Origin of the sequence: Streptococcus cristatus (genome assembly GCF_003943815.1) — a bacterium.
Taxonomy (GTDB): domain Bacteria; phylum Bacillota; class Bacilli; order Lactobacillales; family Streptococcaceae; genus Streptococcus; species Streptococcus cristatus_F.
In genome coordinates, this window is the sequence record NZ_RJNA01000009.1 from 22116 (window position 1) to 44663 (window position 22548).

At 42.5% G+C, this 22548-nt stretch carries 21 protein-coding genes; all 21 read right to left on the reverse strand.

Features of this window, described 5'->3' with window-relative positions; genetic code table 11:
- Positions 1 to 42: 42 nt before the first annotated feature.
- Complete coding sequence (gene lpdA, locus D8872_RS06905; RefSeq protein ID WP_125390417.1) at positions 43 to 1746, reverse strand: dihydrolipoyl dehydrogenase; 1704 nt, start codon at positions 1744 to 1746, stop codon at positions 43 to 45.
- Positions 1747 to 1818: 72 nt separating this feature from the next.
- The gene (locus D8872_RS06910) at positions 1819 to 2862 is read right to left on the reverse strand and encodes a dihydrolipoamide acetyltransferase (RefSeq protein ID WP_125390418.1); all 1044 of its coding nucleotides are present in this window, start codon (positions 2860 to 2862) and stop codon (positions 1819 to 1821) included.
- Between the two features lie 220 nt (positions 2863 to 3082).
- Positions 3083 to 4075, reverse strand: a complete 993-nt coding sequence (locus D8872_RS06915; RefSeq protein ID WP_125390419.1) for an alpha-ketoacid dehydrogenase subunit beta — start codon at positions 4073 to 4075, stop codon at positions 3083 to 3085.
- Between the two features lie 18 nt (positions 4076 to 4093).
- Entirely contained in the window at positions 4094 to 5062 is a 969-nt protein-coding gene (locus D8872_RS06920) for a thiamine pyrophosphate-dependent dehydrogenase E1 component subunit alpha (protein ID WP_125390420.1), read from the reverse strand.
- A 391-nt stretch (positions 5063 to 5453) separates the two neighbouring features.
- Positions 5454 to 6620 carry an ATP-grasp domain-containing protein gene (locus tag D8872_RS06925; RefSeq protein WP_125390421.1) on the reverse strand — a complete coding sequence of 389 codons (1167 nt, stop codon included), beginning with the start codon at positions 6618 to 6620 and terminating at the stop codon, positions 5454 to 5456.
- A 27-nt stretch (positions 6621 to 6647) separates the two neighbouring features.
- A complete protein-coding gene (locus D8872_RS06930) occupies positions 6648 to 7388 on the reverse strand; it encodes an esterase family protein (protein ID WP_125390422.1) in 741 nt (246 codons plus the stop codon).
- Positions 7389 to 7414: 26 nt separating this feature from the next.
- Complete coding sequence (locus D8872_RS06935; protein ID WP_045497379.1) at positions 7415 to 8239, reverse strand: alpha/beta hydrolase; 825 nt, start codon at positions 8237 to 8239, stop codon at positions 7415 to 7417.
- Positions 8240 to 8354: 115 nt separating this feature from the next.
- Positions 8355 to 9689 (reverse strand): methylenetetrahydrofolate--tRNA-(uracil(54)-C(5))-methyltransferase (FADH(2)-oxidizing) TrmFO, encoded by a 1335-nt coding sequence (trmFO, locus tag D8872_RS06940; RefSeq protein WP_125390423.1) that lies wholly within the window; start codon positions 9687 to 9689, stop codon positions 8355 to 8357.
- Between the two features lie 93 nt (positions 9690 to 9782).
- Entirely contained in the window at positions 9783 to 10277 is a 495-nt protein-coding gene (locus D8872_RS06945) for a phosphoribosylanthranilate isomerase (protein WP_125390424.1), read from the reverse strand.
- A gap of 60 nt (positions 10278 to 10337) precedes the next feature.
- Positions 10338 to 12431, reverse strand: a complete 2094-nt coding sequence (gene topA, locus D8872_RS06950) for a type I DNA topoisomerase (RefSeq protein WP_125390425.1) — start codon at positions 12429 to 12431, stop codon at positions 10338 to 10340.
- A gap of 84 nt (positions 12432 to 12515) precedes the next feature.
- Complete coding sequence (dprA, locus tag D8872_RS06955; RefSeq protein ID WP_125390426.1) at positions 12516 to 13358, reverse strand: DNA-processing protein DprA; 843 nt, start codon at positions 13356 to 13358, stop codon at positions 12516 to 12518.
- A gap of 105 nt (positions 13359 to 13463) precedes the next feature.
- Positions 13464 to 14027, reverse strand: a complete 564-nt coding sequence (locus tag D8872_RS06960; protein ID WP_125390427.1) for a sugar O-acetyltransferase — start codon at positions 14025 to 14027, stop codon at positions 13464 to 13466.
- Positions 14028 to 14056: 29 nt separating this feature from the next.
- Entirely contained in the window at positions 14057 to 14824 is a 768-nt protein-coding gene (gene rnhB, locus D8872_RS06965) for a ribonuclease HII (protein ID WP_125390428.1), read from the reverse strand.
- Complete coding sequence (ylqF, locus tag D8872_RS06970; RefSeq protein WP_125390429.1) at positions 14811 to 15662, reverse strand: ribosome biogenesis GTPase YlqF; 852 nt, start codon at positions 15660 to 15662, stop codon at positions 14811 to 14813. Before ylqF ends, rnhB begins: the two co-directional genes overlap by 14 nt.
- Positions 15663 to 15767: 105 nt before the next feature.
- Positions 15768 to 16682: an MBL fold metallo-hydrolase gene (locus D8872_RS06975; RefSeq protein ID WP_125390430.1), complete on the reverse strand. Its 915-nt coding sequence runs from the start codon at positions 16680 to 16682 to the stop codon at positions 15768 to 15770.
- 3 nt (positions 16683 to 16685) lie between these two features.
- On the reverse strand, positions 16686 to 17798 hold the full coding sequence (locus tag D8872_RS06980; RefSeq protein WP_125390431.1) for an acyl-CoA dehydrogenase family protein: 1113 nt from the start codon (positions 17796 to 17798) through the stop codon (positions 16686 to 16688).
- 12 nt (positions 17799 to 17810) lie between these two features.
- Positions 17811 to 18725 (reverse strand): LysR family transcriptional regulator, encoded by a 915-nt coding sequence (locus D8872_RS06985; RefSeq protein WP_179856417.1) that lies wholly within the window; start codon positions 18723 to 18725, stop codon positions 17811 to 17813.
- Positions 18726 to 18908: 183 nt separating this feature from the next.
- On the reverse strand, positions 18909 to 19562 hold the full coding sequence (locus tag D8872_RS06990; protein WP_005590348.1) for a 3-oxoacid CoA-transferase subunit B: 654 nt from the start codon (positions 19560 to 19562) through the stop codon (positions 18909 to 18911).
- 1 nt (position 19563) lies between these two features.
- Positions 19564 to 20289, reverse strand: coding sequence for a CoA transferase subunit A (locus tag D8872_RS06995; protein ID WP_125390432.1), 726 nt, complete (start codon positions 20287 to 20289; stop codon positions 19564 to 19566).
- A gap of 16 nt (positions 20290 to 20305) precedes the next feature.
- The gene (locus tag D8872_RS07000) at positions 20306 to 21085 is read right to left on the reverse strand and encodes an enoyl-CoA hydratase/isomerase family protein (protein ID WP_005590351.1); all 780 of its coding nucleotides are present in this window, start codon (positions 21083 to 21085) and stop codon (positions 20306 to 20308) included.
- A 283-nt stretch (positions 21086 to 21368) separates the two neighbouring features.
- Entirely contained in the window at positions 21369 to 22547 is a 1179-nt protein-coding gene (locus D8872_RS07005; RefSeq protein ID WP_125390433.1) for an acetyl-CoA C-acetyltransferase, read from the reverse strand.
- Position 22548: the final 1 nt, after the last annotated feature.

Below are 22548 nucleotides of genomic sequence, written 5' to 3' on the forward strand. Positions count from 1 at the left end.
TAGAGACTGGAAAATATCTTTCCAGCCTAGTCTATCTTTAAATTATTTTTTCTTAGGTGAATGGATGGCCATTCCTAGTACATCTGCAAATGCTTCGTACATCACTTCAGAGTAGGTTGGGTGTCCGTGGATGGTCTTCAGCATTTCTTCAACAGTGATTTCCATTTCGATAATACTTGATGCTTCGTTGATCAATTCTGCAGCTGCAGGACCAATGATGTGAACACCAAGGATTTCTCCGTATTTCTTATCGGCGATAACTTTTACGAAACCTTGAGCAGCATCAGATGCAATGGCACGACCGTTAGCTGCAAAATTGAATTTACCAATGGCTACATCGTATTTTTCACGAGCTTGTTCTTCTGTGAGACCTACTGCTGCTACTTCAGGAAGAGTGTAGATGGCTGCCGGAGTCAAGTTCAATTTAGCAACAGCATGGTTTCCTTTGAGGGCATTTTCAGCAGCAACTTCACCCATACGGAAGGCTGCGTGNGCCAACATCTTAGTACCATTGATATCACCTGGTGCGTAGATACCTGGAACAGAAGTTTCCATGTATTCGTTGACCTTGATACGTCCACGATCCAATTCAAACTCAACATCTCCAATACCTTCAAGGTCTGGAACACGACCAATTGAGAGAAGAGCTTTGCTTGCGATGATATCATCTTTACCTTCAACCTTGATACGAAGGTGACCATTTTCCTCGATGATTTCTTGGAGCTTTGTGCCTGTCAAGATAGTCATGCCTTTGCGTTCCAAAATCAAGCGAAGATTCTTAGACACTTCCGCATCCATAGCTGGAACAATACGGTCCATCATTTCGATAACAGTTACTTTTGAACCAAATGTCATGAAGGCCTGACCGAGTTCGATACCGACAACTCCACCACCGATGATTACGAGGCTTTCTGGCACTTCGTTCATTTCAAGAATGTCATCGCTGGTCATCACAAGTGATGATTCCATACCAGGAACGTTAATCTTGCTAACTTTTGAACCACCAGCAAGGATGATCTTTTTGGTTTCAAGCAATTCTGAACCATTTACCAGTACATTCTTGTCTTTAGTAATGGTACCCACACCCTTATGAACATCTACGCCATAGCTGCGGAGAAGACCAGCAACTCCACCAACCAAGGTATTAACAACTTTAGACTTGGTTGCCAGGAGCTTGTCCATATCAACAGTAAAGTTTGGATTTTCAATGACAATACCACGATTTGCTGCATGACCGATATTTTCGATAATTTCAGCATTGTGGAGGTAAGTCTTAGTTGGGATACAGCCACGGTTCAAGCAAGTTCCGCCGAGTTCAGACTTCTCAACCAAGGCAATCTTGCCACCAAGTTGAGCCGCTTTGATGGCAGCTACGTATCCAGCAGGGCCACCACCGATAACAACGATATCGTAAGCATCATCGCTCTTACCATCTTCATTTGAGGCACTTGCTGCAGGTGCAGGGCTAGCTGCTGGCGCTGCTGCTCCTGCTGTTGGGATATTTTCGCCTTCTTCACCAAGGTAACCGATAACTTCCGTTACAGGGACAGTTTCGCCATCACCCTTTAGAATGGCAATCAGGTAGCCATCTTCTTCTGCTTCCAATTCCATGCTGACCTTGTCAGTCATGATTTCCAAAAGGATTTCCCCTTCTTTGACAAATTCGCCGACTTTTTTATTCCATTGGACAATTTGTCCTTCGGTCATATCCACGCCGGCTTTTGGCATAATTACTTCTAAAGCCATTTTTCTTTCCTTTTCTAATTAGTTCTTCATTTGCTGAGCGATTCTTTGCTTTTCAGACTAGCAAAGAAAATCTTATACCAACATTGAAATTGGGTCTTCAATCAGAGCTTTCAAGTCCTTCATAAACTTAGCTCCTGCCATTCCATCAACTACACGGTGGTCAATGGTCAAGCCCAAGCTCATAATTGGACGGATAACGATTTCTCCATTCACAACGACAGGTTTTTCAACCGTTGAGCTGACACCTAAGATAGCAGAGTTTGGCTGGTTGATGATTGGTCCAAAAGACTGTACACCAAACATTCCCAAGTTACTAATTGTGAAGGTCGAGTTTTGTAGCTCGCTCGGTGCCAACTTACCATCCAAGGTACGTCCAATTACATCTTTAAAGGCTACTACAAGCTCGGATAGGCTCATTTTTTCAGCGTTGTAGACGACTGGTGTCATCAGGCCATTGTCCATACCAACCGCCATAGCCAAATTCACATAATTGTGAGTGATGATCGTCTTACCTTCGTCCGTCAATGAAGCGTTGAGATAAGGGTGCTTCATCAATGTCTTGACAACAGCAAGAGAAAGCAGGTCTGTCACAGTTACTTTCTTGCCAGTTGCTTCCATGATTGGCTCTAGCACTTTTTTACGCAAGGCCAGCATTTCTGTCATATCGGCATCGTAGTTGAGAGTGAAGGTTGGTGCCGTCAGGTAAGATTCTACCATCCGTTGTGCGATAACCTTCCGCATAGGCGTCATTGGAATCCGCTCGATTTCACCGTAAGGAGTGAGGTTGTCTGGAACTTCTTCCACTTTCTCGATTTGAGCAGGAGACTTAATCGTATCCGACTCAATATTTTCAGGCAGAAAGGCAAGGACGTCTTTTTTCATAATCTTGCCACGATGGCCAGTTCCTTGAATTTCTTGCCAAGCGATATTATGTTCTTGGGCAATTCGTTTTGCCAGTGGTGAAATCCGCACCACGTTTGTATCTTTATAAGTTTCCACGTCTTCTTTGTGGACACGACCGTTTGCGCCTGAGCCAGAAACATCATAGAGGTTGATTCCCAAATCATCCGCTAACTTTCTAGCAGCAGGAGTCGCTCTTAGCTTATCATCAGCCATGACCTCTCCAATTCTAATTATGATACTAAGGGCACTGACTGCAAAGAAAAAATAGTTTCAATTCCTTCCAGTCGTAACCCTACAAGTTGTTTTAGTGCTATTTGTAACGACTATCAGCCATCACAAACGTTTTAACATCTTTGACCCTCTACACAAGATTAGATTACATAAAATAATCTATGTAATCTAATCCACGAGAAAGCCTTTTCTTTATTATACCTTATTCTTTATGATATGTCTTCCGAATAGCGTCTTTGATGCTTTCAACAGTCGGAATCATCGCGTTTTCCAAGTTTTGTGCATAAGGCATTGGGACATCTTCACCTGCACAACGGCGGATTGGTGCATCTAGATAGTCAAATGCTTCAGACTCAGCAATAATCGCTGAAATTTCACCAATGAAACCGCTAGTTTTGTGAGCATCATTGACCAGAACGACCTTACCAGTCTTCTTAACAGAATTGATGATAATATCCTTATCAAGCGGCACCAATGTACGTGGGTCAACGACTTCTACAGAAATACCTTCTTCTTCCAATTCTTCAGCCGCCTGCATGACACGACGCAGCATTTTTCCGTAGGTAACAACTGTTACGTCGGTACCTTCTTTTTTGATTTCACCAACGCCAAGCGGAATAACATACTCAGGATCGACTGGCACTTCGCCTTTTTGATTAAATTCAGACTTGTATTCCAAGATAATGACTGGGTTATTATCTCGAATAGAAGCTTTGAGGAGGCCTTTCATATCAGCAGGCGTGCCCGGAGCTACCACCTTAAGACCTGGAATGTGGGTAAACCAAGATTCCAAAGACTGTGAGTGCTGAGCTGCAGAGCCAACTCCGTTACCAGCCGCACAACGAATGGTCATCGGAACTTGCCCTTTCCCTCCAAACATGTAGCGCGTTTTAGCTGCTTGGTTGACGATATTATCCATGGCAATCACAGCGAAGTCCATGAAGGTCATATCGACGATTGGACGAAGGCCAGTCATGGCAGCCCCTGCTGCTGCACCTGAGATGGCCGCTTCTGAAATGGGACAGTCGCGTACACGCTCAGGTCCAAACTCTTCCAGCATACCAACAGATGTTCCGAAGTCTCCACCGAAAACTCCGACATCCTCTCCCATCAAGAGTACATTTTCATCGCGACGCATCTCCTCAGACATAGCGAGGATAATGGTGTCACGAAAAGACATAGTTTTAGTTTCCATTTTGATTTTCTCCTCTCTTTAATCTGCGTAAATATCTTCAAAGGCAGATTCAAGCGGCGGGAATGGGCTCTCTTCTGCAAACTTAACAGATGTTTCTACTGCTTCTTTGACTTGTGCTTGAATTTCTTCCAATTCTTCTGCACTTGCAATATTGTTTTCAATGAGGTATTTGCGAAGATTTTCGATTGGGTCTTTTTGTTTCCACAATTCCACTTCTTCACGAGTACGATATTTACCAGGGTCAGATGATGAGTGACCAAGCCAGCGATAAGTGATACTTTCGATCAAGACTGGTCCTTTACCACTACGAACGTGCTCGACAGCCTTTTGGAAGCCTTCATAGACATCCAGAACATTATTTCCGTCTTCGATGAACATGCCTGGAATACCATATGCAGCGCTACGTTGATGGATATGTTCTAAATTGGTCATTTTCTTAATGTCAGCAGAAATTCCATAACCATTATTGATGCAGTAGAAAATAACTGGCAGATTCCAGATAGAAGCCATGTTAACTGCTTCGTGGAAAACACCTTCGTTGGTCGCACCGTCACCAAAGAAGCAGACAACAATCTTGCCTGTCTTCTGCATTTGCTGAGTAAGAGCCGCACCGACAGCAATCCCCATACCGCCACCTACGATACCATTAGCACCAAGGTTTCCAGCGTCCAGATCGGCAATATGCATAGAGCCGCCTTTCCCTTTACAAGTACCATTGTACTTACCAAGGATCTCGGCCATCATACCATTTAGGTCAATGCCCTTGGCAATGGCTTGACCATGTCCACGGTGATTAGAAGTGATTAAATCATCCGGATTTAAAGCTAACATTGCACCAACGTTGGCCGCTTCTTCACCCACTGAAAAGTGAGTCATGCCTGGAACTTTCCCTTTTTTTACAAGTTGTGCAATTTTTAAGTCCATACGACGGATTTCTTCCATCTTACGAAACATCTCTAATAAGAGAGATTTATCTAAAGTTGCCATTTCTTTGCCTTTCTAAAACCCCATTCAATCGTGTGTACGGGCAACTGCAACTGTTTAAGTTGAACTAGGACACATGAATATTCCAAGCGCTCTAGCTGTCCTATCATTCCGAATGATACAGGGTATAAGCATTATTTATTTCCCTTCTATTCTAACGAATATTGTAAGCACTGTCAAAGTTTTTGCTCAAATTTTTTCACAAAGAAAAATCAGCATATCGCATAGATACGCTGATTGATAAAATAAAAATAAATATTTCACAAACTATCATTCTTAGATTTTTTGAATGGTTCAATAGATTCAAAACTATCTTCTCATTCTATTTCCGCAACATTATTATATATGCTGACTGGATGTTCACCGCTGTAAGGAAACTTTTTACTATAAAAGATCATTCTGCTTTCTTTCCAAAGTCAGCAATCATCTCTTCCATCTGCTCTCGACTTGGAGTGGTCAGCATGTAGAGGTAGTCACCTTGCAACTCTGCGAAGGCTGCTGGCATGTCTTTTTTGACTTTAAAGTTATCTCGATACTTCTCTAACAACTCCGCCTCTGAATAGGCATAATGTGAGCTTGCGCGACGAGACGTTGCCAGACAGAATAACGGCTCCATGTCTGACTCAGGGAAGGGCTCACCCGAAACAATATTCGCGTATCCACGATAGAGATCAATCGAATGAGCATAATTATAAACATCAATGGTGAAACCACCTGCTGGACGGTTATTGTATTCGATAGCTATGTAATCATCGTCTTTACGGAAAAATTCGATATGGAAAAAGCGCTCTTTCATGCCAAATTCTTGGACGATGGCTTCCCCATAAGCACGAAGTTTTGGATCCATCTCCTTGAGGACATAGTATGAATTATCCATTTTATAAAGCATGAGGTCTAGCGGTGTGTAGGCGTAGTCGAAAGTCGTTGAAAAGACTATATTTCCTTCGGAATCAATCAGGCCATCAAACGTACAGATCTCGCTAGAAGTCACAAATTTTTCAAAGAAATAGACAGTTTCCTGATCCCACTCAGCCTTGAAATGCTCGACATCTGCAGCTGTTTCAATTTTAAACGTGGCTGCAGCTCCTACCCCATTGTCTGGCTTGGCAATCAGAGGCAGGCCGATTTTTTTGACAGCCTGATCCACGTCCGATAGATTTTCGATAACTTGGCCTGGAACGACTGGCACACCAGCTTTCTGGAAGAGTTTCTTCATTTCAGACTTGAATTTGGTCTTTTTCAGGTCATTTGGCTTGGCTCCAAAAACGTTAAATTGTTCCCGCAACTGGGCATCTTGCTCCAGCCAATATTCATTATGAGATTCAATGCGGTCAATTGGTCCATGTTTGTAGAAAAGGAAGGCTACCGCACGTTTAACTTCGTCCAAATTTTCCAAATTGTCAACACGGAAATACTCTGTCAAAGCGTTCTGGAGACCTGGGCCCAACTGCTCATAGGGCTCCTGTCCGATACCAAGCACTGTAATACCCTTGTTAGCCAGCTCAATCGTAAACTGCTGGAAATTTTCTGGATAATAAGGTGAAATAACAATATAATTCATAGTAAGACTTCCTTTCTACTTAACATTTTAGAGGTTTAACTGGCTCAAGAAATAAGGCATCTGCTTGCGCCACCAAATCCAATCATGAGAGACATCATGGCCCCATTCAGCAAACCAAGCTGGAATATTTTTGTGCTCGCAGGCTTCTTTCAGTGTGTAGAATGAAGGCAGGCCATCCTGCTCCCAGTCGCCCAAACCAGTACAAACAATAATATCAGCTTGTCGATAGCGGTCAATAAACCAACCATCATTTTGATTCCATATATAGTCAGCTGGTGAGTTTTGATAAATGGCTTCGTCGTTCAAATTGTCACCGACAAAGAAACGTGCATCATAGACACCACTGAGGGCGATTACTTTATTGAAAACATCTGGATGCTGGAGGAAGAAATTGACGGCATGATAAGCGCCCATAGAGCAGCCTGTCGTCATCATTGGATCAAACCAGCCTGTCTTATGTTTGATAAAAGGAATCGCCTCTTCAATAACATAACGCTCATAAGCACGGTGCATCTCAGCACGGTCATGGGGATGTTTCCAGTCCGCCAGCCAGCTTTCGCTATCTACGCTACTTAAGGTAAAAAATTGCACCTTCCCTGTCTCGATGAACCAAGAGCAGGCCTCAATCATGCCGAAGTCAGCATATTCATTGTGAGAACCACCTGACGAGGCAAATACTACCACTGGAACGCCAGCATGACCGTAACGATTGATATACATTTCACGGTTCAAATGACCGCTCCAATGACTTAAAAATTCTACATGCATTTGTTTTCTCCTTTTAGCTTCTTTTCCTACCACTTTTCACTGATAAAGCGGAAACAGTCAGGTAGATTTTCCGCCCAGTCCACTTCATTGTGAATCGCTCCAGATTGGATTTTAATGTGCAGATTGTCCAGCACCACACCAGCAGCAATCAGCTGACGGTAATAACTGAGTGAAGAATCAATATAGGCTTGTTTGATATTGCCTGCCATGAGGGTCTTGTCAGTATCATCAGCTTCCTCTGTTCCAACATAGATGAAAACTCGCTGGTCTGGATGCAACTTCTGACGCTCTATGTAACGGTCAAAAGCTTCTTGGTGGAGCCAGTTGGCCGATGAAAAAACACCTAGACAGCCGACCTGATCCTGATATTCAATGCCGATAAACTGGGTAATATTGCCCCCCAGTGAAGAACCAATCATAGCCGTATGCTGGCGGTCAGGCTTAGTCCGATAGTTTTCGTCAATAAAAGGTTTGACGACATCCATGACAAACTCTGCGTACTCTGTGCCCTTGCCGCCAAACTGGACACCAGGAATATTGGACTCCTGAAACTTCCAAGCGGAATACTCATCCATCCGTCGTGGTCCATCATTATCAATGGCCACGACTATCATTTTTTCAATATCGGGATTGCGCTTGATTGTTGGAATCACTTTCCAAGAATGCCCACTGAAAGACTCCTTGCTATAGAGGACATTTTGTCCATCGTGAAAATAGACGACAGGATAGGTTTTTTTAGTATCTTGTTCATAATTTTTAGGGAGCAGCACTCGCACGCGCCGTTTTTGTTTGGTGTAAGGAACTACCAACTCATGAGTTTTCATATCAAGATAGAAATAGGATTTATTCATTTTCAGAAAACTTTCTATTTTCAAAATTTTTATTTATTATATCACAAATTAAGCAAAAAAGTTAGGAAATTCCTAACTTTTTAATGATTTTTATTAGATAATGATAGAAAATAGATTATTTATCCAAATAAGGCTGTAAATCCTTCAAAGCGCGTTCAGCAATCTTCTCATAGCGCTCTTTCTTATCACGAATCCGAGGCCCATCTAGCTCTTTGATAATACCGAAATTGACATTCATCGGTTGGAAGTGCTTGCTATCGGCGTGAGTGATATAATGCGGCAGACTGCCGATTGCTGTTGTTTCTGGGAAAACAAGTGCTTCTTCTCCATTGAAGAGTCGAGCGGCATTGATACCAGCAACCAGCCCAGAAGCTGCTGATTCGACATATCCTTCGACACCCGTCATTTGCCCTGCAAAGAAAAGATTGGGCTGTTTCTTAGAGCGGAAAGTCTGCTCTAGCAGATTCGGAGAGTCCATATAGGAGTTACGGTGCATGACACCGTAGCGGACAAATTCTGCATTTTCAAGACCAGGAATCATCTGAAAGACCCGCTTTTGCTCGCCCCACTTGAGATGAGTCTGGAAGCCGACAATGTTGTAAAGGCTACCTGCTGCATTATCCTGACGAAGCTGCACTACAGCGTATGGCGTCTTATATTCACCATCCCGAGGGCCTTGGTAATCATCTGGGTATTCCAAGCCAACCGGCTTCATCGGTCCATAAAGCATGGTTTTAATGCCTCGCTTGGCCATTACTTCAATAGGCATACAGCCTTCAAAGTATTTCTCTTTTTCAAAGGAATTGAGCGGTGCTTCCTCCGCATCGACCAAAGCTTCATGGAAATCCATAAATTCTTGCTTGGTCATCGGCGCATTAAGGTAGGCTGCTTCCCCCTTATCATAGCGGGATTTGAGATAGACCTTAGTCATATCAATGGTATTGACATCGATAATAGGCGCTGCTGCGTCGTAGAAATAAAAACCGTCGCCACCGTTGAGCGCGTGGATTTTTTCTGCCAAAGCATCGCTAGTCAGCGGACCTGTCGCAATGACTGTAATGGCATCTTCTGGAATTTCTGTGATTTCTTCACGAATGACCTCAATCAATGGATGATTGGTCACCAACTCCGTTACCATCTGAGAAAAAACTTCTCTATCAACCGCTAGAGCACCACCTGCTGGTACCCGAGTCGCTTCCGCTGACTTTAAAATGACCGAGTCCAACAGCCGCATTTCTTCCTTGAGCAGACCGACTGCATTGGTCAGTGCATCTCCTCTTAGAGAGTTAGAGCAGACCAGTTCTGCAAAGTCAGCAGTTTTGTGTTGAGGCGTTGATTTGACACCTCGCATTTCATAAAGTTTAACTGGAATTCCACGCTTAGCAATCTGATAAGCCGCTTCGCTGCCAGCAAGACCAGCACCGATAACATTGATATAGGATGATGACATGATACTCTCCCTTGGTTATTTCTAGATTTTCACTCTGACCATTATAACAAAAAGACAGTAAAAAAGACAGACAGGAGGATTCCCGTCTGTCCATCACTTTGTCATTTTTTCTAAATAAGCAATCTTAGCAAAATCCTTATGATTATTATTTTCATTTCGATAAGAATCTTGGGAAGAGGCACGGTAGATTGCTAAAAATTGCTCCGCAGTCGGCAGCAAAAACTTGACACCTTCATCTTCTTTTCGAGTCAGCTTCTCTAACGGCACACCTGAAAATGCCTCTAGCGTTTCCATGACCCCGAATTCAATAGACAAATCTTCTTTTTGAAATTCGTGCTCGTGCAGATCGACTAAACGATAACCTAGACGCCCCATCATGGGCTCGATCTTGTCCATATCATAAATACGCTCTTCGTCTGGTGCTTCCCAGCCACGCTCATCACCATGAACATGAATATCAATATCCCGCGCCTGCCAGTCCTGACCAGTAACCTGCTCCAGCCCCAAGGAGCCCATCAGCAGTGGAACAATTCCTATCTTGTTCAGTTGAGACGCGATTTTTAGAAATTCTGCAAATTTATCTGTCATAAAACTGCTCCTCTTCTTCAGGAGAAAATATTTTACGTAATATAAATTATGTAATAATAACTATTTCACTTTTTCTTCTTCGTAATCGCCATTGCTGCAGACCACTTGTTTGCCGCCACCACGAACTTTCTTTTCAATCAGATAATGGTCACATTTTGGACAGTTACGTCCAACCGGCTTGTCCCAAGATGTGAAATCACAGTCAGGATAACGATCACAGCCATAGAATATGCGATTTCGCTTAGTCTTACGCTCGATAACTTGCCCTTTCTGACACTGTGGGCAGGTCACGCCGATTTCCTTGACAATAGCTTGGGTATGACGACAGTCTGGGAAATTGCTGCAGGCATAGAACTTGCCAAATCGACCCAACTTGATGACCATGGGACTGCCACAGACCTCACAGTCAAAACCAGCTGGCTCATCCTTGATTTGGATTTTCTCCATTTCAGACTCAGCTTTAGCCACTTCCTTTTCAAAAGGCTTGTAAAACTCATCAATAACCTTCTGCCACTGTTCTTTTCCAACTTCTACATCATCCAGTTTTGCTTCCATTTCGGCTGTAAATTTCACATTTACGATGCCTGGGAAGAATTCGACAATCAGAGCATTGACTATTTCACCCAATTCTGTCGGTTCAAAGCGCTTGGAAACCAGTTTAACATAGTAGCGTTTCTGAATAGTCTCAATGGTCGGAGCATAGGTAGATGGACGACCAACGCCATTTTCTTCCAAAGTCTTGATGAGCGTTGCTTCAGAATAGCGAGCTGGCGGCTGGGTAAAGTGTTGTTCTGGATTGGTATTGACACGCTTGACGGTATCACCTTTTTCCATGTCCGGCAGCATTTTATTCTTGTCAGAGTCATTATAGATAGCCAAATAACCATCGAATTTAACTTGACTACCGTTAGCTGCAAATTGGACACCGTTTTGCTCTAATTTGACATTCATGGTGTCAAAGACCGCTGCTGTCATTTGGCTGGCTACAAAGCGATTCCAAATCAGCGTATAAAGCTTAAGCTGATCCTTGTCCAGATACTTTGCAATGCTTTCTGGTGTATTGAAGACACTGGAAGGGCGAATGGCCTCGTGAGCATCTTGAGCACCCGAAGCATTTTTCACCTTACTGCCATGTTTGGAATATTTAGCACCAAATTTATCCGTGATAAAGCTTGCCGCTTCATTCTGCGCTACTGGGCTGATCCGAGTCGAGTCGGTACGCATATACGTAATCAGACCTTGCACGCCAGAGCCGATATTAATACCTTCATAGAGCTGCTGAGCTACCATCATAGTCTTACGAGTCCGGAAATTAATCTTGTTAGCGGCATCCTGCTGCATAGAGGAAGTCGTGTAGGGCAGCGGAGCATTGCGTCGACGCTCTTTCTTTTCGACGCTGTCGACAGTAAAGTCATCACCCTTGAGGTGAGACAGGACTTCCTTGACATCTTCGTTATTAGTCAGCTTCATCTTCTTGCCGTTTATGCCGTAGAAGCTGGCCTGGAATTGACGAGTCCCCTTCTTGAAGGTTCCGTCAATTGTCCAGTACTCTTCCGGTTTGAAGGCGTTGATTTCATTTTCACGGTCGATAATCAGCTTGAGGGCGACAGACTGCACCCGACCAGCTGACAGGCCTTTTTTGACTTTCTTCCAAAGAATCGGAGAAATGGAATAACCAACCAAACGGTCCAAAACCCGACGAGCTTGCTGGGCATTGACCAAATCCATATCAATCTGACGTGGCTCTTTAAAAGCATTCTTTACCGCATCTTTGGTAATTTCGTTGAAAACGACGCGGTTTTTCTCTTTTTCATCTAGATTAAGAATGTGGGCCAAATGCCAAGAAATAGCTTCTCCTTCGCGGTCCGGGTCACTCGCCAGAAAGACTTGCTTGGCTTTCCTTGCTTCCTTTTTTAAGTCATTAATCAAAGGACCTTTACCACGAATATTAATGTATTGTGGCTCATAGTTGTTCTCAAAATCGATGGACATAGTGGACTTTTTCAAGTCGCGAATATGCCCCACACTGGCCAGAACTTTATAGTTTCGCCCCAGATACTTTTCTATTGTTTTTGCCTTGGCAGGCGACTCTACGATGACAAGATTTTTCTTAGTCGTAGACTTTTTCTTTGTTTTTGTTACCAAATTAGACACCTTCTATAAGAAATAAATCTCATAGAGTGTAAACTATTTTTTGATAGATGTCAACTCACAACATTCTCTATAGGAAAACTTGTTTTAGAATTGGAACTCAGATAGGACGGCAGAGCCTGATGTGATGCACTTTGCGCCCTCTTGAATCAAATGATGACAACCGTCAGATTTTCCATCCAAAATAGACCCTGGAATAGCAAAAACATCCCGCCCCTCTTCCATTGCCCGCTCACAGGTAATCAGACTGCCTGAGCGCATCTTGGCTTCTGCCACGATGACGCCTCGACAAAGACCTGCGATGATACGATTTCGCTCTGGAAAATGGAATTTCAATGGCTGTTCACTCGGACCATACTCCGTCAGCAATAAATGATTTTTGCCAATATAAGCCTGCAGTTTTTGATTGGCCTTGGGATAGAAGACATCTAGTCCCGTCCCAATGACAGCAATAGTTTGGCCACCATTTTGCAGGGCAGCCATATGAGCCACAGTATCAATCCCACGAGCCAGCCCGCTAACGATAACCAGTTCATTATTCAATTCCTTGATGATTTTCTGCACAGCAGCATTGCCCTGCTTACTGCTGTCTCGACTACCGACAATGGCTATCTTGGGCATTTCTAGCAAGTTTAGATTTCCTTGATAAAATAGCAAAGTCGGTGCATCGTAAATCTCGCATAGATCCCAAGGATACACATCATCCAAGATTGAAAAGGACGGAAAACGTTCAAATTCTTCTTTCAAAGCTGGTAGATCAAGTCGCTTGTATTTTTCCATAAAGAGTGCGGGATTACGACACTCAGAGACGACGGCCTTGTCTCGTAAAGATAGCTCTCCTTCTTTATTTTCTGCATACCTCAAGATATTTAAGACCTGTTGATTGGTCAAGCCAGCTTTTTTCATTTTATAAATTTCAAAATTATTCATTTCTATCACCTCACTTTCTTATTCGTAAAAAAGTTCAAAAAAAGAACTGCAATACAGTTCCTTGTTTCTTATTCGATTAATTATTGAGAAAATTGTTGAGTTCTTCTATTCTTCACGAACAGGAATTTCCTTAATAATCTTAGCAGGATTGCCGGCTAGGACTACATTATCGCCGAATGATTTAGTCACAACTGCACCTGCTCCGACTACGACATTATCTCCTAGCGTCACGCCTGGCAGAATGGTTACACCACCACCAGCCCAGAAATTGTCACCAATCTTAATCGGCACCCCGTATTCAATACCGGAATTTCTTTCCACAGGGTCAAGCGGATGCAACGGCGTCAGAAACTGGCAATTGGGCCCCAGCATGGCATTCTTTCCAATGGTAATAGGACAGACATCCAGCATAGTCAAATTCCAGTTGGAATAGAAATTCTCCCCCAAGTGAATGTTAACTCCATAATCACAGACCAAATCTGGATGCAACCACAGATTCTCCCCTGTACTGCCGAACCACTCCTTGGCGATAGCGCTGCGTTTTTCAACATCTCGTTCTTGGTTAAAACGATACTGAAACTCTCGCGAGCGAGCAGCCAACGCTCTCAATTCAGGATCTTGAGGGCTGTAGTTCTCTCCTGCAATCATTTTTTGGTATTCGCTAGTCACACTTGTCTCCTCGTAACGATTAGGATTTCTTATGAATTTGTCATAGATTTGATCGGTTCAAAACTTCTGCGATGAATCGGTGTGATACCGTATTTTTCCAAGCCTTCCAGATGTAGCTTGGTGCCATAACCAGCATTCTGGGCAAAGTCATAGCCTGGATAAACCTGATCAAATTCCGCCATCATCTTGTCCCTCGTCACCTTGGCTACGATAGAAGCCGCAGCGATGGACAGGGAATTGGCATCGCCCTTGATAATGGACTGCTGAGGCAAGGGCAAGTCTAACTTCATCGCGTCAATCAAGAGGTAATCTGGCTTAATCTTGAGCTGGGCTACAGCTTCTGCCATAGCTAGCTTGGTCGCTTCATAGATATTGACTCGGTCAATCGTTTGATTATCCATAATCCCCAGACCAATGGCTAAGGCCTGATCTAGAACTGCTTGATAAATTTCCTCATGTTTTTTCTTGGGAATCTTTTTACTGTCATTCAGACCTTTGATTTTGCAGTTAGGAGGCAGAATGACTGCTGCTGCGACTACTGGACCAGCTAAGGGACCTCGTCCGACCTCATCAATGCCAGCAATCGCCTGAAATCCTTGACTATAGAGTTCTTTTTCATAGCGCAGCATGTACTCTAGGCGTAAGTCTTCATCTAGCTCTGCTTGGATTTCTTTTTGGCGCTTGAGTAATAGCTTTTGAACACCGCTTCGCTCATCCTGCTTCAATTCTTGAAAAAGCGGATCCTGCAAGTCAGAAACTTGAGCCAGTTGCTCTTGGATTTCCTTAATCGTGGCCATCCAAATCCTCCAATGTATCCAGTGTATAGCGACCTAAGCGCCCATCACGCACTTCCTTGACAAAGAGACTGTAAAAGCGATCATAGTCCTCTCTAAAGCCCAATTTCTGGGTCATATCCATAATCATGTCTGGCGCTTCCAGCTCTAAATCCAACTGCTTAAAGCGCTCCTGCAATGCCTTCGGATAATGCTCTTTGAAATAATTGAGTCCGAAAATCGTGACCTCATCCATGGGCAGCAAATTATCCTTGATAGCACCCGTCAAAGCGAGCTTCAAAGCCACCATTTCATCTTCAAATTTTGGCCAAAGAATACCCGGTGTATCTAGAATTTCCAAATCCTTATTGGACTTGAGCCACTGCTGACCTTTGGTGACCCCTGGTTTATTGCCGACTATCGCGATTTTCTTACCAGCCAGTCGGTTCATCAGCGTTGACTTTCCAGCATTGGGAATCCCGATAATCATGGTCCGCAGAGTCTCGATTTGAATTCCTCTTTCTCGCTGGCGAGCGAGCTTATCAGCCATCAATTTCTTAGCTGCTTCGGTCACTTTTTTTACTGCAGATTGTTCCTTAGAGTTAATAGCCAACGTTTTGATTCCCTGACTTTCAAAATAGGCCCGCCATTCCTTGGTTAAGTTTGGATCCGCTAAGTCTGACTTATTTAAAATCAACAACTTAGGCTTATCTCCAACAATTTTGGTCAGCATGGGATTTTGACTGGACAAGGGCAACCTCGCATCCACCAAAATCGTCACAAAATCTACAAATTTAATACTTTCTTGAACCTGTCTCCGAGCCTTGGACATGTGTCCAGGAAACCATTGAATCGTTGCCATTAAAAACCTCTTTCTTACAATCTTCTAGTATCTCATTATACCAAAAAAATAGAGAATAAAATAGTAAAATCGCTCCCTCGAACTGATAGAAGCGATTCTCTATTCTTATAAAAATGATGGTTTGCGATCCTGCTTATCTGTGAATGGAACTCGCGGTTCACGAATCCTAGTCACATAATCAACAAACTCCTCGCCAGTCTGGTCAAACTCAGCAACTGCGAAAAACTGATCGTGGTAAAAGAAAAACTTATAGTGGTTTTCAAAAGCTTCTTTGAGCCATTTGTCCTTAGCAACGATTGAGCGCATCGGATAATCATCTACTGCAGCAACCCACAGAGGTTTCCGATGAGCATGAGTCAGCACCAAATCAGCCATATGAATCATGGTTTCCTCGCCCTGTTTAAGTAAGATGATGCTATGTCCATTACTGTGACCGCCTGTATGAACCATTTGAATTTCTGGAATGACGTTCAGATATTCAATAAAAGTTTCAACCTGATCCTGGATTGGCTCCCAATTTTCCTTCAGATAAGTTCCCCTTGTCCGACTATTAGGATTTCGCATTTCGTACCATTCCATCTCATTTACAAAAATCTTTGCATTTGGGAATTTTGAAACAAGCTGATTGTTTTCATCTAGTCTAGTCAAACCGCCAGAGTGATCATGGTGCATATGCGTCATTAAAATATGGGAAATATCTTCTGGCTTTAATCCCAAAAGTGCCAAGCTTTCTTCAACGCGGCTCTCAGAAAGAATACCGAGATTACGGCGTTGTTTATCAGAAAGCTTAGCCGTATCAAAACTCGCATCAATTAAATAATTCTGCCCCTTGTATTGAATCAAAATCGGATCTGTCAGTTCAGCCATCATATTTTCGTCTGTTGTTGGATAATAACGTGACCAAACAACCTTTGGTACCGGGCCAAACAAAGTGCCTGCATCTGTGAGCTTATCCGCTCCACGCAACCAAGTCAGCTTCATTTCCCCAAACTGATACTCTTGTAATTTGAGTTCTGTCATCTTTTACTCCTTTAACCATCTCTCTGCGATTTCTTTTCTGATCGAATTTCCTGACCGTCCATAATTTTCAATAATTTCAGCATCTTTAAAATAGCGTTTGATATTCACATGATCAAATTTTTGTAGAGGCCCGATAAGACGGAGAATTTCATCTGTAACCTCTAGCGCTACCTTAGTCATATATAGCTTTATCCGTGCAACAAACTTGGAATCTTCTTCTATTTGATTAGGATAGGATGAGAAATAGGCATCTGCAGCACAAATTTTATTGTATAGATCTGCAAACTTGTACTGATGCAACTCAACATCCATCAGTCGCTTGCCGAACCCCCTTTTTACACGTGCAAACTCAAGACCCTTATGAAAAGCACCTTCGGCAACTCCTAAAGCAACCGCACTCAAGCCAAGTTGCATATTTTTTATGATATCATTAAATTGCTCATTTCCAGCCAAGACTCCGCCTAATAAGGCAGATTCCGGCAGGTGCACATTATCTAAGGTAACAGAACTTAGTGGAAGTCCTAGTAAACCTTGCTTTTCTATCTGCTCACCAATGAGCACACCCGAAGCATTCGTCTCCACAATGAAGAAGCCGTAAGAATCAGGCTTTCCAGTTTCACTTACTTTAGCTAAGACCAAGAGAATGTCCGCAATACTGCTATTTGACACTTTGGCTTTTTCTCCCGAAAGTTGCCATCCCGTCTCTGTCTTGACCGCATTGGTCTCCAAATCTGCTAAACTATTTAGATGTTTGGACTCAGAAAATCCAAGACCTGCTTTACAAGTTCCCTTTACCAACTTGTCCAGATAACGCTCTTTCTGTTGCCCTGTACCAAACTTCAAAATCGGATAAACACCATAACAACCTTGGGTCAGCAATATAGTTGAAAGAGCTGGAAATTCATTCGAAATTATTCGAATAGAGCTGATAAAATCAGAAGCCAAAGCCTGATCGCCTTCTGACAAAATCGGTGAAAAAATATCCAAATCCGTCGTCATTACTTCCCAAATCTCCTGAGGAAAGTCGACTGACTCATCATGATTTTTCATGTAGTCTCTAATAGCTGTATTTACATATGAACTCAATGCTGCTGTTTTGGTACTGGACTTCATCATCAATTCTCCCCCCTATGGATGTGGCTCAGAAAGAGGCTGATAATAACCTTTTAAAAGCTCTTCATATACGTATGCTTCTACCTCATTGTAGCTTGCTTTATAAGGCCGGCAGAACCAAATATTGAAAGGCACCGGATCCTTAAAGCGCACAACCTTGAATTTATTCTTATCGACAAAATACTCTAAAGGACGAGGTAACAGTGCAATCATATCGTTTTGATAAGTTGACTCTATCAAGAAATCCCATGTCGATGATAAATAGGCAAAATTTGCTTTTATCTTTTTACTCTTTAATTTTTCAGTGATTAAATCGTAGGTTGTAAATGATTTATTAAAGGTTGCTAAACCGTACTGAGCGATATCTTTCCATTTCAACAATTCTTTGTTTGCCAAGGGATGATTCTTGTCCATATAGGCCACGTATTCATCAACTTGAATGATATACTGTTCATATTTTTTAGGATCCAGATTGGTAGGTTCGATTAGTACTGCAAAATTCAGATCCCCTGCAACCAGCTTTTGACGTAATTCATTACTTCCATCCTCAGTAACCTGAATGTTGACTTGCGGATTGTCTTGTAAAAATTTTGGTAAAATACTAGAAAAATATACACGTAAAATCAATGACGGAATGCCCAAGTTAAAGGTACCTTTTTGTTTAAGAGCTTCCATATGAATCATTGACTGCATCTCTTCATGCCGGTTGACAATCTCTGTGGCAAAACGGTAAATCTTACCACCAGCTTCCGTCAGACTCTCTAATCTTCCATTTCTACGATTGAAGAGCTGGACTCCTTCCGTTGATTCAAAATTTGTGACAAACTGACTCAAGGCTGACTGGCTGATATGAATTTTCTTAGCTGCGATAGAAAGATTGCATCCACATTCGACGATATTGATAAAGTAAGTCATTTGAATTATATCCACTTTTCGCCTCCCATCTTTCAAATTTCACGAGGTAATTTGCCATAAATAAAACAGCAACTGGCCCTCGAACCATGATGACCAGTTGCTAGTATTCTGATTAAAAACTAATCATCGCTCAAGTTGTTATAAACACATAGTAACACACTTTCAGAGAAAGAGGAGATTAATTGCTTACTAACCTTATTAGATTGACATCGTTTTCAAGTCTTCTGAAACAATTACTTCTCCTGCTGTCTTTTCAAGAACTTCCTCTAGGGTAACGCCGGGAGCAAGCTCTTTCAAGAGGAACTTACCATCTTGGAAACCAAAGACAGCCAACTCTGTAATGACTAAATCAAGAACTCCTTTGGCAGAAAGTGGCAAAGTACACTCTGGCAGAAGTTTAGATTGGCCATCGGCAGTAGTATGCTGGATTGCACCGATAACACGCTTCGCTCCAACCAACAAGTCCATCGCTCCACCCATTCCTGGGGCAAACTTACCTGGAATAATCCAGTTAGCAATACTACCATCTTGACTGACTTCCAAAGCTCCTAGCACGGTCGCATCAACGTGTCCACCACGGATGATTGCGAAAGAAGTCTGTAAGTCAAATAATGCTGCTCCAGGTAAGAGAGTGATTGGCGCTCCACCAGAGTTTGCTAGGTTTGGATTGTAAGTATCTTTCGTTGGTGTTTCACCAAAGCGAAGCGCTCCATTTTCAGCCTGAAGAATAACGTTTACTCCCTCAGGAATATAGTCAGCAGATGCGTTTGGAATACCAAATCCTAGATTGACAACATCTCCATCTTTAAATTCTTGTGCAACACGTCTTGCAATAATTTCTTTTGCTTTCATATTAGTTCACCCCCGCCAATTTTTTAGTCTCTGTCCAAAGATCACCCATCATCTTATGGTGTTCTTCTGGAGTCAAGCTTTGGACGACATAGTCAACAAGGATGCCCGGAACATAAATATCATTCGGATGAATTTCGCCAGCTTCAACAATTTCATTCGCTTCAACGATAACAGTATCTGCTGCGAGTGCTAATTGCAAGGAAATGTTTTTCGTAGTACCATCGATATACAAGTTGCCGTATTTGTCAGCTTTAGTCGCTTTGATTAAGGCAACATCAATTTTAAGTGGATCATAGACCAAGTATTCACGGCCATTACGTTCCACTTTTTCATAATCTTTTTCTAAGATTGTTCCGACTCCTGTCGGGGTCAAGACAGCTCCTAAGCCAGCTCCAGCTGCATGGAGACGCTCGACAACAGTTCCCATCGGTGTAAATTCGACTTCCATCTTCTTTTCAAAATACTCACGTTGAGCTGCTGCAGATGTTCCTACGTGGGCTGCAATATATTTTTTCACTTGGTGATTTTCACAAAGTCGTCCAACCCCAACTTCTTTACCAGGATGAGATGTTACCACCGATACCAAAGTCAAGTCTTGCTGGTTTTGTTTTACTAATTCTTCAATCAATTCAAAAGGTTCACCGACTCCGAGGAATCCAGAAATTCCAACGATATCACCCGATTTGACCTTAGAAATAGCGTCTGATAATGATACAACTGATTTCATGCTGATACCTCCTCTTTTACTTACGATTGAAAACAGCTTTGCGTTTTTCAACAAAAGCACGCATTCCTTCTAGTTTGTCTTCTGTAGAGAAGAGCAGGGCTTCTGCTTCTGTTTCCAGACGGATTGCATTTTTAAGAGGAAGTTCGGCACCAACTTGAATGACATGTTTTGCTTTTTCAACAGCTAACGGTGCATTCTTCATGATGGCTGCGGCTAATTCTTCAGCTGAAGACAACAATTCTTCAGCAGGAACCAGTTTGTTAAGAATACCTAAGTCATAGGCTTCTTGACCTTTCACTGTACGAGCAGTGAAGATAAGTTCTTTGGCACGGCTAGTTCCAATCAAGCGAGACATCCGTTGAGTACCAGCAAATCCTGGAATAATACCCAAGCCAACTTCTGGGAAGCCAACCACTGTTTTTTCAAATCCAATACGGATATCTGTTGAAAGTGCTAGCTCCATACCACCACCGAGTGCATAACCATTGATCACTGCAATCGTTGGTTGGCGTAAATCTGAAAGGCGAGTAAATGTATCATTTGCAAATGTCATGTATTCAAAGGCTTGAATAGGTGACATCAAATCCATTTCCTTTATGTCTGCTCCGGCGACGAATGCTTTTTCTCCTGCTCCAGTTACGATGACAACGCGAATTTCTTCGCTTTTCTCAACTTGATCAAGAACTTCATTCAAATCAGCCAAAACTTGAGAACTCAAGGCGTTCAAAGCTTCAGGACGGTTGATAGTGATATATCCAATCCCATTTTTAACTTCTAATAAAACAGTTTTACTCATTTTTATGCTCCTACTTATAAAATTGAATGACTAAGTATGATGTCAACAAATACTTAAACTACAAATGTAAGAGCTTACATTCTTATGATATACCATTTCTCACACTTCGTCTACTTAATCATCATTTATACATCGATAAGCAAAACTTATAGTTTTGATATTCAAATTAATTTTTCGAGAAATAAAACAAGCCCTATCAAGGCTTGTTTGCAAAAAACAGCTCATCGATAGGACTTGTTTATATAGTAGAAGCAAATGGAAAACTTCAAAAATGAACTAGATTCTAGCGTTCTACAATGACCGCTGTACCCATACCGCCACCGATACAAAGGGTAGCAAGACCACGTTTAACATCACGTTTTTGCATTTCGTGCAAAAGTGTTACCAAAATACGGCAGCCTGAAGCACCGATTGGGTGACCAAGAGCAATCGCACCACCATTTACATTGACTTTTTCAGGATCAAGATTCAGTTCTTTACCAACGGCACATGCTTGCGCTGCAAATGCTTCATTGGATTCAACCAAATCTAAATCTTCCACTGTAAATCCGCCTTTTTCAAGGGCTTTGCGAGATGCGTAAATCGGGCCACAACCCATAATTTTTGGATCTAGTCCAGCGCTTGCGTAAGATTTGATCGTTGCCAAAACTGGAACGCCCAATTCTTTAGCCTTATCAGCACTCATAACAACTACTGCTGCCGCACCGTCGTTAATACCTGAGGCATTACCAGCAGTCACAGTACCATCTTTCTTGAACACTGGACGCAATTTTCCCAATCCTTCAAGAGAAGCATCTTTTCTTGGGAATTCATCTGTATCAAATACGATAGGATCGCCTTTACGTTGCGGAATTTCAACAGGAACAATTTCTTCTTTGAAACGACCAGCTTCGATAGCTGCAACTGCACGTTTTTGAGATTGCACAGCAAAGTTATCTTGGTCTTCACGTGTAATGCCATATTGTTCAGCAACGTTTTCAGCTGTAATTCCCATATGGAAGGATCCAAAGGCATCTGTCAAGCCATCACGAAGCATAGTGTCTACTACTTGGGAGTCTCCCATACGGGCGCCCCAACGTTGGTTTGGAAGGACATAAGGAGCTTGGCTCATGTTTTCAGCCCCACCGGCTACAACGATATCAGCATCTCCGCACAATACAGCTTGAGCCGCCAATTGAACTGCTTTCAAACCAGAGCCACAAACTTTGTTAATAGTGAAAGCTGGAGAAGCTACTGGGACACCTGCGTTAACACTCATTTGACGAGCTACGTTTTGACCAAGACCTGCACCTAGAACATTCCCCATGATAACTTCATCAACTTGTTCTGGTTTCAAATTTGCTCGTTCAATAGCACTTTTAATAACTAAACTACCTAGATCAACAGCCGAAACATTTTTTAAAGTTCCACCAAAAGAACCTAAAGGTGTGCGGACTGCTGCTACAATAACTGCTTCTTTCATT